12 protein-coding genes are annotated in these 15,077 nt (G+C 43.1%); 2 read left to right on the top strand and 10 right to left on the bottom strand.

Features of this window, described 5'->3' with window-relative positions:
• Window positions 1-94 precede the first annotated feature (94 nt).
• Together G626_RS0102850 and G626_RS0102845 are read left to right on the top strand one after the other, a co-directional pair.
• Complete coding sequence (locus G626_RS0102850; protein WP_022931284.1) at window positions 95-844, top strand: RluA family pseudouridine synthase; 750 nt, start codon at window positions 95-97, stop codon at window positions 842-844.
• Complete coding sequence (locus G626_RS0102845; RefSeq protein ID WP_022931283.1) at window positions 841-1,824, top strand: omptin family outer membrane protease; 984 nt, start codon at window positions 841-843, stop codon at window positions 1,822-1,824. The genes G626_RS0102850 and G626_RS0102845 overlap by 4 nt, the downstream gene beginning before the upstream one ends.
• Here the strand turns inward: G626_RS0102845 and G626_RS0102840 are convergent.
• From G626_RS0102840 to G626_RS0102795, 10 genes are all read right to left on the bottom strand, one after another.
• On the bottom strand, window positions 1,802-3,067 hold the full coding sequence (locus G626_RS0102840; RefSeq protein WP_081647478.1) for a hemolysin family protein: 1,266 nt from the start codon (window positions 3,065-3,067) through the stop codon (window positions 1,802-1,804). The genes G626_RS0102845 and G626_RS0102840 overlap by 23 nt on opposite strands.
• Window positions 3,064-4,332: a hemolysin family protein gene (locus G626_RS0102835; protein WP_022931281.1), complete on the bottom strand. Its 1,269-nt coding sequence runs from the start codon at window positions 4,330-4,332 to the stop codon at window positions 3,064-3,066. The genes G626_RS0102840 and G626_RS0102835 overlap by 4 nt, the downstream gene beginning before the upstream one ends.
• Before the next feature lies 1 nt (window position 4,333).
• Window positions 4,334-8,356 carry a phosphoribosylformylglycinamidine synthase gene (locus tag G626_RS0102830; RefSeq protein ID WP_022931280.1) on the bottom strand — a complete coding sequence of 1,341 codons (4,023 nt, stop codon included), beginning with the start codon at window positions 8,354-8,356 and terminating at the stop codon, window positions 4,334-4,336.
• A 103-nt stretch (window positions 8,357-8,459) separates the two neighbouring features.
• Window positions 8,460-9,038 (bottom strand): hypothetical protein, encoded by a 579-nt coding sequence (locus G626_RS0102825; RefSeq protein ID WP_022931279.1) that lies wholly within the window; start codon window positions 9,036-9,038, stop codon window positions 8,460-8,462.
• A 179-nt stretch (window positions 9,039-9,217) separates the two neighbouring features.
• Window positions 9,218-10,666 carry a Do family serine endopeptidase gene (locus tag G626_RS0102820; protein ID WP_022931278.1) on the bottom strand — a complete coding sequence of 483 codons (1,449 nt, stop codon included), beginning with the start codon at window positions 10,664-10,666 and terminating at the stop codon, window positions 9,218-9,220.
• A 93-nt stretch (window positions 10,667-10,759) separates the two neighbouring features.
• Window positions 10,760-11,518 carry a type I methionyl aminopeptidase gene (gene map / locus G626_RS0102815; protein ID WP_022931277.1) on the bottom strand — a complete coding sequence of 253 codons (759 nt, stop codon included), beginning with the start codon at window positions 11,516-11,518 and terminating at the stop codon, window positions 10,760-10,762.
• 214 nt (window positions 11,519-11,732) lie between these two features.
• Window positions 11,733-12,482, bottom strand: coding sequence for a J domain-containing protein (locus G626_RS0102810; RefSeq protein WP_022931276.1), 750 nt, complete (start codon window positions 12,480-12,482; stop codon window positions 11,733-11,735).
• A 14-nt stretch (window positions 12,483-12,496) separates the two neighbouring features.
• A complete protein-coding gene (locus tag G626_RS0102805; protein WP_022931275.1) occupies window positions 12,497-12,994 on the bottom strand; it encodes a universal stress protein in 498 nt (165 codons plus the stop codon).
• On the bottom strand, window positions 12,975-13,604 hold the full coding sequence (locus G626_RS0102800; RefSeq protein WP_022931274.1) for a V-type ATP synthase subunit D: 630 nt from the start codon (window positions 13,602-13,604) through the stop codon (window positions 12,975-12,977). Before G626_RS0102800 ends, G626_RS0102805 begins: the two co-directional genes overlap by 20 nt.
• A 74-nt stretch (window positions 13,605-13,678) precedes the next feature.
• On the bottom strand, window positions 13,679-15,061 hold the full coding sequence (locus G626_RS0102795) for a V-type ATP synthase subunit B (protein ID WP_022931273.1): 1,383 nt from the start codon (window positions 15,059-15,061) through the stop codon (window positions 13,679-13,681).
• Window positions 15,062-15,077: the final 16 nt, after the last annotated feature.

Genomic DNA, 15,077 nt, shown 5'->3' with positions numbered 1-15,077 from the left:
GCATTTCCATTTTATATATAAAAAAGATTTTGCGTTAGCAAAATCCAAATCCGTGTGGTTACCTTTTGTAAAAAAAATGCTATAATTATAAAATATGGCTCAGAAAAATTTAGATTACAGCGTACTTTATTCGGATGATGATATTGTTGTATTAAACAAAAGAAGCGGTATTTTGATTGCGGCAGACCGATACAATGAAGATGCACCACGCCTTGACCTGCTTGCCCAGGAAGAATTCGGCAAGCTTTATGCCGTTCACAGAATTGATAAAGATACATCCGGGATTATTGTTTACGCACGTAATGCCGAAGCTCAGCGTTCACTTTCAATGCAGTTTGAAAAACGTGAGGTTCAGAAAACCTACCATGCTCTGGTTTACGGTCACCCACTGTGGGAAAATCTTGAAGTAAAGCTTCCCCTGCTGCCTGATGGAGATGCCCGCCACCGTACAGTTGTAAATAAAAAGGTTGGAAAACCTTCTCTTACAGATTTCCGCCTGATTGGAACTTGTGGTCCTTATTCCTGGATAGAAGCAAAGCCAAAAACAGGAAGAACTCATCAGATTCGTGTTCATCTTGCAGAAAATGGTCTTTGCATTGTCTGCGATCCTCTTTACAGCGGAAACCAGAAGCCGGTCCGCCTCAGCGAAATCAAAAAGAAGTGGAACGGTGATGAGTATGAAGAGCGACCTCTTTTAAGCAGACTTGCTCTTCATGCTTACAAAATAGAATTTAAGCACCCCCGCACAGAAGAAAGTGTAAGCTTTACAGCTCCCTACCCTAAGGATATGGAAGCAACCAGAAAACAGCTTGCAAAGATTTTTGGAGTTGACCCTCTGGTATGAAACGCTGGCTCTTTTTGTCTGTAATTATTCTCTTTTCAAGCATCAGTTGTCTTTTTGCTTTAGACAATAAAATTGAAAAATATTTTTCATTTACAATTAATCCTCGTTTTGAAATTGCCAGCGGAGTTATAAATGAATACGTATTTGACAAAGCCTGTCTGAACACAGATAACAAACTCAGCCAGCTCGACTGGAATATTAAAGCACTTGCAGTTTTTAACCTGAATACAGATTTTAATATTCTAAAATACGGAAATCTTAGTCTTTCATGTTCGCTTGCTGTTCCTCAGCGTTCAGATTATATGCAGGATTATGACTGGTTAAATTCCGTCGAAGAAGATTGGAAAAATGATGATCCAACAGAACAAACAAATTTTTCCGAACACGTAAATCATCTTGATAAATATATTAATTACCAGGTAAGTCTGGGGGGAAACATTTATCTGCCGCTGGAAATCAAGATAACCCCTTACGCTGCATATTACTATGAATTCATAAAGTTTTCTTCTTCTCAAGGATACGGAATTTACAAGGCTTATGATTTTGAAGTGTATCCTTTTACCGGAAAAGTTATTTCCTATGAACAGCAGATAAATACAGTTCTCTTTGGAATAAAACTGAAAGCAGACTGTATTCCCCGTACATCTATCAACATCGATTTTAACATAAGCCCTAACTTAGCAAAACTGAATGCAATAGATTATCATCTTACACGTAACAAAGCTTTTAACGACAGATTTAATAATCTAACTCTTATGAATTCTGAATTTACAGCCCTCTATCGCTTCACTAAAAATCACAGGGCAGGTTTTTCAGGAAAGATTCAATATATTCCCCTTAAAAAAGGTGATACCTTCGAGGGTATAACTGACAGCGAGGGTAAAATTACTTCAAACAGCTGGACTTCAGCTGGAAAAGATGGTGGTGGCACAGAACGCTTTATCTGGTCCTTTGGATTTAATTACTCTTTTTCACTCTGACACTTACAATCCGGCGGCCGCTTACATCTTCTGCAGTAAAGAGATTGCGATCTTTTATAAATACAGTTCCGGTTGCAGGAAGGTAACCGAACTGCTCGAGCAGCCAGCCACCTACTGTATTCATTTCGTCTGATTCAAGATTAAGTCCAAGAATTTCATTTGCATCATCTATCTTCATATCACCGGGAACAATAAAGGTGTTAAGCGAAACTAACTCAACCTTATCTTCCGGAGCACTATTATCATAAGTGTTTTCATCAGACATATGACCGAAAACAACTTTAAGAATATCTTCCATTGTGATAATTCCATCTGTCTGGCCCTGTTCGTCCAAAACCACAGCAAACTTATGCTCGCTTGTTCTAAACTGCTGAAGGATATCTAGTACACTCATAGTGCCGGGAATGAAAAGAACATCTGACATCTGGCGGCCGGCAAAGCCCTGACTCTTGTCTATATCTTCAGAACAGAAAAGTACCTTTTTATAATTAAGCACGCCAACTACATTTTCGCGGTTGCCGCTATAAACTGTAAGTGTTGAAAAACCGGATTTCAAAAACTGGTTTATAACCTCATCGTAATCCGCAGTCTGATTTATCATACTTACCTGTGAACGGTGCTTCATTACATCGTTTACGGCAAGGTCATTAAATTTTATGATTTTATTCAGCAGACGGCTTTCATCTTTTTCAATAGTACCTTCGTGTGAACCTACATCTATAAGAGTTTTTAATTCCTCTTCTGTAACGATTGCGCCTGCAGGCTTCATAATCTTTTCAACAAGCACAACTGCACCATGAGAAAGCTTTTCAAAAAGCCATACTACCGGGAAGAAAAGTTTTTCCAGTATCAAAAGAGGCCAGGCTGAAAAACAGGTAAACTTATCGGGGTGAAGTCCGGCTGCAGTTTTTGGAACAATCTGAGCAAAGGTTGTAATAAAAAAGGCTGTTACAAAAGGCGCATATACAGCACCACGGGAACCGAGCACTTCAATTGCGAGGGCTGTTGCAATAGCCGAGGCAAGCGAATTGAGAAAGTTAGTTCCAATTAACACAGTTGTAAGCAGGCGGTCCATATTTGCCTTTAGGGCAGCAACCTTTTTTGCATTGCGGCGGCCCTGCTCTACCATGCTGCGAAGTTTTAGACGTGGAAGAGAAAGATAGGCTGTTTCGGACGAAGTAAAAAATCCGACACAAAGAATGAGGACTAAAAGTTCAGCAGCAGTAATAATGTAATGCATCATTCTTCTGATGGAAGCTTTGAAAGCTGAATGCGCTCTACACGATGTGCCTGAATCTTTTTAATAGTAAAAAGCCAGCCTTCAAATTCTACTGTATCACCGGCAGCAGGCATACGGTCTATCTGTTCTGCAAACCAGCCACCTATTGTTTCGTTTATATTTGATTCAAGTCCTATATGCAGATCTTCCTTAAGGTCTCGCAAAAGAACTGAACCGTTAATTTCAAAATCATTTTTATCTTCTACATTATCAAAATCAAAAACTTTACCGCGCAGCGAATCCTCACCAGGCAGGGCAAAAATCTCGCGGGAAATATCTTTTTCTGTAATTACTCCATCGGTGCCGGAATATTCATCTACAATAATTGCCATTGAGTCGTGGCTTTCAAAAAGCAGCTCCTGTACAGAAGTAATTTTCTTTGTTCCCAGAATAAAAAGTGGAGGACGCATTACCTTCTGTAAATCAAAGGTAGGCTGGCTTTCCTTATAGGCCAGCATATCCTTAAGATAGATGATTCCGATAATATCATCAATTGATTCGCGGTAAACAGGAAAACGGGTATAACCAAGGCGCTGAGAAAGTTCTACAATATCGCGGTAGCTGGCATTATGAGGAACTGCCCGGATTTTTGTACGGGGCACCATGATGTCCTGGGCTTCGAGATCTGAGAACTTAAAAACCTGAGTCATCATGCGGTTTTCGTTTTCTTCTATTACACCGCTCTCCGAACTCATATCAAAAAAGGTTTTAATTTCTTCTTCTGTGTAAGACTGTTTTTTTGCATTAGTTTTTATGCCGAAAAGGCGGAGTACACAGCGGGCAATAAAAGTAACTACTGCTACTACCGGCCTCATAATTATAACAACTACCTGTACAAAAGGAGCAAGACCATAGGCAATGCGGTCCGGGCAGCGGGTTGAAATTGTCTTAGGTGTGATTTCTCCGAAAATTAAAAGCAGCAGAGTTGCTACAAGAGTTGCAATTCCTACACCCTTTGGTCCGAAGGTTTCCAGAGCAAGTGATGTAATAATAGAAGAAAGAAAAATATTTACAATGTCGTTTGAAACAAGCAGTGAATTGATAAGACGCTCTCTGTGATCTAAAAGCCGGCCTGCAGTGAGAGCGCGCTTATCTTTATTTTTTCTGAGGATTCTAAGCCTTAATTTGTTCATTCCAAGAAAGGAGCTTTCCGAAATGGAAAACAACATGGAAAGAACAATAAGGCATATGAGTACTACAAATATCCAGGGCGAGGGGCTCGAATCCATATTACTTAAAGTATGAAACTCCGGCTGCAAAGAGGTTTTCGCAGGTTGTTTCGCTTTCGTTTGTAAGAGGATTTCCGCCTACATTCTTGAAGAGGTCTAAGCTTGCGCCGTTGCGATCCAGGCCTACACCGCGCTCTGAGTGTCCCATCTTACCGAGAACGTGTCCGTCAGGGCTTGTGATACCTTCGATAGCGAATGCAGATCCGTTAGGGTTATCTGGCTCTGTGATTGCAGGGCGGCCGAACTCGTCTACGTACTGGGTAAATACCTGTCCGTTTTCGAAGAGACGTTTTGCAGTTGATTCGTCACAAACAAAGCGGCCTTCACCATGGCTGATTGCAATAAGGTGATTACGCTGGTCGATTACACTAGGGTGCATTGCCCATGGGCTTGTTGCAGAAACGATGCGTGTGCGAACGATGCGGCTGATATGGCGGTTGATTCTGTTGTAGGTCAAAGTTGGCATATCCGGAGTCATATCGCAGATTTCACCGTATACTGCAAGACCAGTCTTAACAAGGGCCTGGAAGCCGTTACAGATTCCAAGTACAAGACCGTCGCGCTTCTTAAGAAGATTCATAACTTCTTCGCTGATGTTTCCGGCCTTGAGTACGTTTGCAATAAACTTTGCAGAACCGTCTGGTTCATCGCCACTAGAGAAGCCACCGCTGAGGGCGAGAATCTGAGCGTCGCGCATTTCTTTTGCGAGGCGGTCGAGTGACTCAGTAAGCTGAGCCTGAGTGCGGTTCTGAAGAACTACAATCTTTGTATCTGCGCCGGCCAGGTTGAAGGCACGGGCCATATCGATTTCGCAGTTTGTTCCAGGGAATACAGGGAGCAATACCTTTGGACGGCTTGTCGGCTGTACGAAAGCAGGAGCCTTGCGGATATCGCTGAGAGACTTGTGGATATCTGTTGCCCAGTCAGGAAGCTTTGGCTGTACCTCTGCTCCACTAACGCGAGGGAATACTTCCTTGAGTTTGTCTTCCCATTTATTTACACAGTCATAAAGGCTGATTTCAACTTCCGGATTTGTAACTCCACCGAGAACGGCGTTTTTGATTACGATTGCAGGCTTGTCTGTTGTCATACCAAGCTGTACGAGAGTTCCTTCAACAAAGGCTGCTTTTTCAAACTCAGGTACATGAGCAGATGGAACTTCTACGATGATGTTTCCGTAGGTTGGAAGGAAGAAACCAGTGAGATTGCCTGTGGTTTCGATACACTCGCTTCGCGAGCACTCAACCACCGCATTAGCGTCGAGACTTGCACCAACCATGTTACCCATAGCCATCTTTGTAACTGCTTCTGCAATTCCACCAGGTCCTACAGGATACATAGCGGCAATACGGCGGGCCTTGTTGAGTTCATAAAGTACATCTGAGTTCTTAAGGAAGGTTTCGTAATCCGGTTCGAGAAGGTCTGAGTATGGAACCTTTACCATATAGATATTGTTTCCGCTTACCTTGAAAGAACCACTCAAAACGTTCGGAGCCTCGTCGTGGGTTACGGCAAAGCTTACGAGAGTATGAGGAACGTTGATATCTTCGAAGGTACCAGACATTGAGTCTTTACCACCAATTGAAGCACAACCAGATTCAACCTGAGCATCAATAGAACCGAGCAAAGCGGCTGCAGGATAGCCCCAGCGCTTTTCGTTTACTGCACGGCCAAAGAATTCCTGGAAGGAAAGGCGTGATGTGCGGGCCTTACCACCAATACAAGTAATTTTTGCAAGGCTGCTCAATACGGCAGTCTTTGCTCCGTGCCATGGAGACCACTGTCCAACACGCGGGTCAAAGCCGTAAGCCATAAGGCTGGCAGTTGATGTTTCACGCGGTGTCATTACCGGAATCTTTGCAGACATACCTGCTTCCGGTGTATTCTGATATTTTCCTCCGTATGGGAAGAGAACTGTGCTTGAACCGATTGAGCCGTCGAAGCGTTCACCAAGACCGCGCTGAGAACAGCAGGCAAGGTCGTTGATGTTAGCAAGCCATGCATCTGTAAGATGATTCTTTACGCAGCCTTCACACTTAACAGGTTTGTTGAGTTCTGCAGCTGCAGACTCAAGAGGGTTGCAAAGTGGAGACTTAGCAGGCTCTGCAGGCTGTTCGATAAGGGCAGTTGCTTCGTGATGAGCACCTGCGGCATCCAAGAACTCACGGCCAATGTCTACGATTGTTTTACCGCGCCATTTCATAACGAGGCGGTTTGTATCTGTAACTGTTGCAACTACAACAGCGTTTAAGTTTTCTTTCTTTGCTTCTTCAATAAAGCGGTCTACGTCTGCTTTGCGAACTACAACAGCCATACGTTCCTGGCTTTCAGAAATTGCAAGCTCAGTTCCGTTAAGACCTTCGTACTTCTTTGGTACTGCGTCGAGGTTGATGTCCAGTCCTGGTGCAAGCTCGCCGACAGCAACTGAAACTCCACCGGCACCAAAGTCGTTACAGCGGCGAATCATAAGGCTTACTTCTTTATTGCGGAAGAGGCGCTGAATCTTACGCTCTTCTACAGCGTTACCCTTCTGAACTTCGGCAGCGGCAGTTGTAACAGATTTTACAGTGTGAACTTTAGAAGAACCTGTAGCCCCTCCAATACCGTCGCGGCCTGTACCACCACCAAGAAGAATGATGATGTCGCCCGGCTCAGGACGTTCGCGGATAACTGTATCTACAGGAGCGGCAGCGATAACGGCACCAAGCTCCATACGTTTTGCAGCATAACCTGGGTGGTAGATTTCTTCTACCTGACCTGTTGTAAGACCAATCTGGTTACCGTATGAGCTGAAGCCCTGGGCAGCCTCGCGGCAGAGCTTAATCTGAGGGAGCTTACCCTTCATTGTAGCTGAAAGCGGTACTGTAGGGTCTGCAGCACCGGTAATACGCATTGACTGGTAAACCCATGAGCGGCCAGAAAGTGGGTCGCGGATAGCACCACCAAGACAAGTTGCGGCACCACCGAATGGTTCAATTTCTGTAGGGTGGTTATGAGTTTCGTTTTTGAACATCATAAGCCAGCGTTCTGTTGCACGAGGGTCGTCGGCAGCAAGCGGCTTACCGTTTTCATCTGCTGTGTAATGTACGTCTATATAAACCGAGCAGGCATTGTTTTCTTCCGAAACTTCCATATCTTCAAGCTTTCCGTGCTTTTTAAGATACTTCATTCCGATTACAGCCATATCCATGAGGCAGACAGGCTTATCTGTGCGGCCGGCATACATTTCTGTACGCATAGCCTGATAATTTTCAAGGGATTTTTTGAAGAGAGGTGCATAAGGACCATCTTCAATTTTGATATCCTTAAGTTCTGTTAAGAATGTTGTATGGCGGCAGTGGTCTGACCAGTAAGTGTCGAGAACGCGGATTTCTGTCTCAACAGGGTCGCGGCCTTCACCCTTAAAATAATCCTGAAGGAATACGATATCAGCATGATCCATAGCAAGGCCCATCTTGTTGCGGTATGCTTCAATTTCTTCATCATTCATCTTGATAAAGCCTTCTACAACAGGAATGTCTGCAGGCTCTTCAACATGCATTTTTAATGTTTCAGGTTTTGTATCATCAGTAAGGCGGGAATCAACAGGGTTGATAAGATAGTTCTGAATCTTTTTGATTTCTTCGTCGCTTACGCTGCCTTCAAGAACAACGATTTTTGCACAGCGAACAACAGGTGGCTCAGTAAGAGTTTTTACACCCTTAAGACCTGCGCGAAGCAAAGAAAGACACTGCTCAGCAGAGTCGGCACGCTGGTCGTACTGGCCTGGAAGGAACTCCCAGATAATTTCTTTTCCGCTGTGTTCAGGCAACTTTTCTGTAAAAACAAAGTCGCTCTGTGGCTCAGAGAAAATGCGGGTTGCAGCAATTTTTGCAACTTCTTCGCTCACATTTTCAATGTCGTAGCGGTTGAAATAACGAACTGCCTTTACTCCGGCAATTCCCAAAAATCCATTGATTTCAGAAAGATAACGGCGAGCCTCGTTTTCAAAACCAGGTCTGCGCTCTACATATAAACGATACATAGTGGGATTATATCAGATTTACAAGGCTTAGAGAAGATAAAAAAAACAGCACCCCGGTTGCCCGAAGTGCTGTTTTGGATTTTAGAACTGAATAATCATATTATTACTTCTTTGTGTAAGTAACTTCAGCATCAGAATCCATTGTAATTTTATAAACTGTATAATCCATTTCATATGTAAATGCAGTTCCGTAAATAAACTTTGTTCTGTCTTTATTCATTTCTACAGACATTTCTTCTGTAACCTTTGCAGACACACCAAATGCTTTTTCTTCAACAGGTCCATTCTTGTATTTATCATTTACTTCTTTAGCCTGCTTAACCATGCTATCAAAGAATGTCTTTGCCTCTTCTTTAGTAGAAAGAGTAACTGTTTTTGGACATCCAACCATTGCGATTTTCTCATCAAGAGTCAAATCATCAATTGTTTTACCTTTTAACATGCTTTTTTCAAATTCTTCCTTAGCAAGTTTCTTTGCATCAGATGTAATACCTTCACCGTCAATATCAATATCATAAGCCATATCAATATCTGTAACTTCCCAAGTTCCTGAAAGGTCTACATCATCTTCCTTAAGAACTTCTTCAAGGTCATCATTTGAAGAACCACTAGAACAAGATACTACTCCAAATACCAGAGCGAATGTCAAAGCGAACATTCCAAACAACTTAAGTTTTTTCATTTTCATACTCCTTGTATTTCAGTAGAGAAATACAATACAATTGTACCCCCCCCCCGATTATTTTTGTCAATAGTATGGAGTATTTTTTTTCGATATAAAAAAAGACCCCGAAACTCTAAGCAGTTATACTGCGTAGGATTCGGGGTTTCTTTTATAGTTCGTAATATCAGAAGTTTAAATTAGAATCTATATGTACCTGTGGTAATTGTTCCGCCGTTACTATAGATGTCGAAGTTTACTGACTTCTGGGCAGCGGCAAGTTCATCGTAGAACTCGGCCAGGTTTGTTACTTTCTTGCCGTTTACTGCGGTGATAACGTCGCCGTTCTGGATGCGGAGGCTTGCTGCAGGAGATTTTTCTTCTACGTTAGTTGCAATTACACCCTTGATTTTCTTGTCGTCAATCTTGAGCTGCTCGCGGGCCTTGTCTGTAAGAGGGCTTGCGATAAAGCCAGGCCACATGCGGCTGTTATTGATATCGCTTTCGTTAGCGCGCTCTTCAATCTTAACTACAATATCAGTAAGCTTTTTGCCGCCACGAATTACAGTAAAGTTTGCTGTAGAACCTGCTTCGAGGCTGCCGATATCGCGGACAAGCTGGTTTGTAGATTTTACCTTCTTGCCGTTTACTTCGATGATATAGTCACCAGGTTTAATTCCGCCCTTGAAAGCCGGAGAATTAGAGAATACTTCAGCAGCAAAAGCACCTACTGTATCACCAACTCCAAGTTCTTCTTTATATTCATTTGTTACATCAACAAGTGAAACACCAACCCAGCCGTAAACAACCTTACCCTTCTTAATAAAGGAATCAATTGCAGATTTAAGATTGTTGATTGGGATTGCAAAACCAAGACCTACAGAACCACCTGATGAAGAAGCAATCCAGGTATTGATACCGATAACCTCGCCATAGATGTTTACAAGAGGACCACCAGAGTTACCCTGGTTGATGGCAGCATCTGTCTGAATATAATCACTGATTGCAGACATGTGGCTTTCGCTTCGGCCTACTGCAGATATAATTCCCTGTGTAACAGACTGGCTGTAACCTAGAGGAGCACCAAAGGCCATACAAATATCGCCAGGCTGAACCTTGTCTGAGTCACCAAGCTTTGCTACAGGAATTGAAGAATCCTTTGATTCAAAAGAAACAAGAGCAACGTCTATGCGGCTGTCTGCACCTACAAGCTTTCCTTCGAACTCACGCTCATCATTAAGCTTAATGCTGATTTTTGTAGCAGAGCCCGCTACGTGATTATTTGTAAGTACGTAATAGGTGTTACCGGTTTTACGAACGATTACGCCCGAACCAAGACCTTTTGATTCATATTCACGCTGATTTTTCTTATTGTCGTCTTCGTTATCCTTTCCTCTTGGGCTTCCAAAAAAGAATTCAAATGGATTTGACATTCCACCGAATGGATCTGTATAAGTTTTTGTTTCAGTTACATCAACTTCTACTACAGCAGGAAGCATTGTATTACTGATTGAACGGAAGGAATTCTGAAGGGCTTCTACCACGCTCATAGAAGGGTCAGCCGACTTTTTTGGAGGGTCTGCAAAAAGTGATGCAGATAACAGAAGCAGCATAGAGGCTGCTGCAAGTACCTTTTTAAGTTTTTTCATATCTATGTCTCCTCAAAATTTTAGTTATTTTTTTTGTTAGCGCTTACGTTAAATATAACTAAAATTTTGAGAAAAGGTAACATAAATGTTTTCTTATTTTTTATAATCCAGGGCTGTGAGGACTTCGGTGTGGTCTTCGAAAACTGCTACTGTATGCTCTTCGTGGCAGCTTACCTTGCCGTCGCAGGTAAGAACTGTCCAGCCGTCAGCTGCAGTTTCTACATCAGGAACACCAAGGTTAATCATAGGCTCAATTGCAAGCACCATACCAGGCTTAATGCGTGGATTTTGACCGCGGAAAGGACAGTTTGGAACACTTGGATCTTCGTGAACATCAAGTCCAACCCCGTGTCCGCAGTAATCATAAACTACGCCGTAACCGTTGCGGTCTGCAATTTCGTAAACTGCATTTGCAATATCGCTGATGCGGTTACCGACAACACAGGCAGCAATTCCGGCTTTAAGACATTCAGCTGTTACTTCCTGCAGCTTGCGAACCTTAGGATTTACTTTTCCAATCAAAAGAGAATGAGTTGTATCGCTGATATAGCCGTTCATATCAATACCTACATCGATACTTACAAGGTCACCGTCTTTGATAATACGCTTTTTAGAAGGGATTCCATGGATTACTTCGTTATTGATACTGATGCAGGTAGCTCCAGGGAAGTCTTCGCGCCACCAGGCAGGCTTGCCGCCATGGGAAATCATATAATCTTTAAACATATCGTCTACCTGTTTTGTAGACATTCCGGCCTTTACCTTTGGAATAAGTTCATTAAACATGTCGGCTGTGATATGACATACCTTGCGGATACCGGCAATTTGTTCTGGTGTTTTGAGTTGAATCATAATAACGTGTCCTTAGTGAAGAATATAACACTTTTGGTGATTGTTGGCTAGAGAGTTGTTAGGTAAAACTCACAAAGGCATGATATAACATACGCGAGTGGAAGAGGGACACAAACTGCATCTGGGCGTTCGCGAGTGAAGCGAAGCGTAACGAGTCGGATACCACTTACGCCCAGCCGCAGTTTGGGTTCCTCTGCAACGGAAGTATGTTATATCATAGTTTCTCTGATTCTCTTAAACAAATCTCTGCGGTGCTCAAATCACCCAAACGTTTATATTCCTCACTCATTTTGCGGAGGAAGAAGGCGTCGTTTTTTGTACCCAGGTTCAAGTCCAGGGCTCGTTCGAAGACGTCCAGAGCAAGTTCATCGGAAATTACTCCGTCTATATTTTTTTTGAGGATGTTCAAGGTAAAATCTATTACTTCCGGGAAGAAAATATAGAAATACTGATAGGAATATTCCATCTGTATAATCTGCTCAAGAAGAATTATTGCATCGTAATATTCACCACGGATTACCAGCTCCTCTGCAAGAATGTAACCGTAGTCCATAAAGTCTTCGCGGGTAAACCATTTTTTCAGGCTGAAATCTGCATGATTCATCTGCATGCGCTTGAACTCGGCAACAGCTTCGTCTTCCTTCTGATGCATGAGGGTATAAAAAATCAGCTTGGCCCGGCTTTCTTCGTCTTCGCGGGCCTTGAGCCAGTCGTAGTAATTAAAGGTATCTGCGTTTTTATATGAGCGTTTGATTTTGATAAAGAAAGATTCGTCGAAAATTGAGCGCTGGCGGACGTCGGAAAGCACCCGGTAAGCCTGCACTACTTCGTTAAATTCATCCCGGCGGGTTGAGTCACCTGTGAGGTCCGGATGGAGAAGTTTTGCTTTTTCACGATAGGCGCGTTTTATTTCTGCAAGAGTTGCATTTGGCCGCACTCCAAGAATCTTATAAAAATCTTTCATTACGGCTTAAATATTTAGAATATTTTGAAGATTTTTTCAATATCAGGCTTCTGGATAATCATTACAGGAACTTTTGAATGTGCTAAAACCTCGTTCTGATCAGTAGAAAGTACATTGCGCTTTATCTGATGCTTTTCACCCTCGGCTTCGTTTCCACCAAGAATAATCAAATCTGCTTCGTATTCGTCGGCAGCCCTTAAAATCTCGGTAAATACACCGCCGCTTCGAAGCTCCGTTTCACAAGATATTCCCTTAGACCCCGCAAGCATCTGGGCATAAGCCAGGTAACGCTCGCCGTCTTCTTTAAGGCGTTCTTCATAATCATAGCGTTCATCGGCAACCAGAAACTTGTTCATTGAAAGAAACTTTACGGTTGCCGTATCAACTACGTAAACAAATTTGATGGAAATATTATAAGAGCGGGCCATCATAATTGCATACATTGCAGAATGCACTGATGAACGATGACCGTTTACTGCGACAATCATTTTTTTAAAGAAGTTTTTCGCCATTTTTCCTCTTTAGTGCCTTAAGCACAAATATATTTTCACGGTCGCGCTCTTCGAGCGCACTTTCAATATAAGCCTTGGTTTCCTTAGCCTGAGGAATAATCATTTTATCCAGCGCATTTACACGACGCTGAGTTTTGCGAACCTCTTCGGCAAGGCGCCAGACTATCGTTCTTATCGACGCCATCTGGGTAAGCAGAAGCAGCAGTTCAAAGAAAGAGTTTATTGTGGCATCCATATTAGCATCGGTACCAATAAAGGAATAAAAGAGTTCTTTTTGCGGCATAAGTACATCAATTGTCGGGAAGGACATACCGCCGATATTTACACGTTTTTCCGTAAAATCAAAATCATAATGAACAGCGTGAGAAATGCGCTCAATCTGGTCTGCACCATCCAGCATAAGCATTCGCTTAAAAGCCGGATATGCTTTTTCAACTGCCGCATCAATATCCTTTTCCAGAAGCTTTACGCGCTCTACAAGATGCATTAGCTCGCGGACAAGAATCTCGCGTTTTTCTTCAAGCAACTCGTAGCCGTTGGTAGAAACCGCCAGCTGCTCTTTCATCATGAGAAGGTTTGATTTTGTTGGTGCGATATTTAGTCTTGCCATAGTTATATAGCCACGTCATGCTGAACTTGTTTCAGCATCTATCAGGAGATCCCGAAACAAGTTCGGGATGACTGTTAGTTCTCAACCTCCGGAAGATACTTATCTATAAACTCAGGCTTGATTCGGGTAAGCTCTTCGCGTGGAAGCTCTGCCAGGATTTTCCAGCCCAGGTCGAGGGTCTGTTCAATTGTTCGGTCTTCGTATTCACCCTGACCAAAGAATTCTTTTTCGAGACGCTCACCAAAATGAAGGTAAGCACGATCGAGTTCGCTCAACTCTTCTTCACCAATAATTGCTGCAAGGTTTCGGATTGACTTTACCTTTGAGTAGCTTGCAAAAAGCTGGCTTGAAACATTTGCGTGATCTTCGCGGGTCATATCAGGTCCAATACCGTCCTTCATAAGACGGCTCAGGCTTGGCAAGCCCGCAACAGGCGGATAGATTCCCTGCTGGGCAAGCTCGCGGCCAAGTACAATCTGGCCCTCGGTGATGTAACCGGTAAGGTCCGGAATAGGATGCGAAATATCATCATTAGGCATTGTGAGGATTGGAATCTGAGTGATTGAACCTTCACTGCCCTTTACACGACCTGCACGTTCATAAAGCTCTGCAAGGTCTGAATACAAATATCCAGGGTAACCTTTACGACCAGGAACCTCACCGCGGGTTGTAGAAATTTCACGCAGGGCCTCGCAGTAGTTTGTCATATCTGTCATTACTACGAGTACGTGCATTCCCTTTTCAAAGGCAAGATATTCTGCGGCAGTAAGTGCACAGCGCGGTGTGATAATACGTTCAATTGAAGGAGCATCGGCAAGGCTCTGGAACATAACTACGTTTGCAAGAACTCCGGACTCTTCAAAAGTGTCTACGAAGAATTTTGCAACGTCGTATTTAATACCCATTCCGGCAAAAACCATAACGAACTTTTCGTTACTGTTACGAAGCTTTGCCTGGCGGATAATCTGGGCAGCCAGCTTGTTATGTGGCAGACCGTTTCCGGAGAAAATAGGAAGCTTCTGTCCACGAACCAGAGAGTTCATTCCATCAATTGAAGAAATTCCAGTCTGAATAAAGTCGCGCGGATAGATTCGCGCATAAGGATTCATAGGATTTCCATTTACATTTCGCTTTTCGCTGGAAATGATTTCCGGATATCCGTCGATTGGCTTTCCAAGTCCATTGAAAACGCGGCCTAGAAGCCCCTCGCCTACACGAAGTTCAAGTGGCTCTTCAAGAAACTCGAAGGTTGCCTGATCCAGGTCGAGACCTGTTGTGCTTCCAAAAATCTGAACTACAACAGCCTCTTCTGAAATATCAACAACTTTACCGGTACGCTTTTCACCCAATCGGTCGCGAACACAGACAGTTTCATTATAAAAAACATTTTCGGTGCGTTTGAGGACAACGATTGGTCCGTCTACAGAAGTAACACCACGATATTCAATACCTTTCATCTGTTTCCCTCCACAC

Origin of the sequence: Treponema bryantii NK4A124 (assembly GCF_000421345.1) — a bacterium.
Taxonomy (GTDB): domain Bacteria; phylum Spirochaetota; class Spirochaetia; order Treponematales; family Treponemataceae; genus Treponema_D; species Treponema_D bryantii_B.
This window is presented reverse-complemented; position numbering and strand designations above follow the sequence as displayed.

Excerpts from the sequence above, each read along its gene's own strand:
- G626_RS0102850 (WP_022931284.1), top strand. The coding sequence starts at position 95 with ATGGCTCAGAAAAATTTAGATTACAGCGTACTTTATTCGGATGATGAT.
- G626_RS0102845 (WP_022931283.1), top strand. The coding sequence starts at position 841 with ATGAAACGCTGGCTCTTTTTGTCTGTAATTATTCTCTTTTCAAGCATC.
- G626_RS0102840 (WP_081647478.1), bottom strand. The coding sequence starts at position 3,067 with ATGATGCATTACATTATTACTGCTGCTGAACTTTTAGTCCTCATTCTT.
- G626_RS0102835 (WP_022931281.1), bottom strand. The coding sequence starts at position 4,332 with ATGGATTCGAGCCCCTCGCCCTGGATATTTGTAGTACTCATATGCCTT.
- G626_RS0102830 (WP_022931280.1), bottom strand. The coding sequence starts at position 8,356 with ATGTATCGTTTATATGTAGAGCGCAGACCTGGTTTTGAAAACGAGGCT.
- G626_RS0102825 (WP_022931279.1), bottom strand. The coding sequence starts at position 9,038 with ATGAAAAAACTTAAGTTGTTTGGAATGTTCGCTTTGACATTCGCTCTG.
- G626_RS0102820 (WP_022931278.1), bottom strand. The coding sequence starts at position 10,666 with ATGAAAAAACTTAAAAAGGTACTTGCAGCAGCCTCTATGCTGCTTCTG.
- map (WP_022931277.1), bottom strand. The coding sequence starts at position 11,518 with ATGATTCAACTCAAAACACCAGAACAAATTGCCGGTATCCGCAAGGTA.
- G626_RS0102810 (WP_022931276.1), bottom strand. The coding sequence starts at position 12,482 with ATGAAAGATTTTTATAAGATTCTTGGAGTGCGGCCAAATGCAACTCTT.
- G626_RS0102805 (WP_022931275.1), bottom strand. The coding sequence starts at position 12,994 with ATGGCGAAAAACTTCTTTAAAAAAATGATTGTCGCAGTAAACGGTCAT.
- G626_RS0102800 (WP_022931274.1), bottom strand. The coding sequence starts at position 13,604 with ATGGCAAGACTAAATATCGCACCAACAAAATCAAACCTTCTCATGATG.
- G626_RS0102795 (WP_022931273.1), bottom strand. The coding sequence starts at position 15,061 with ATGAAAGGTATTGAATATCGTGGTGTTACTTCTGTAGACGGACCAATC.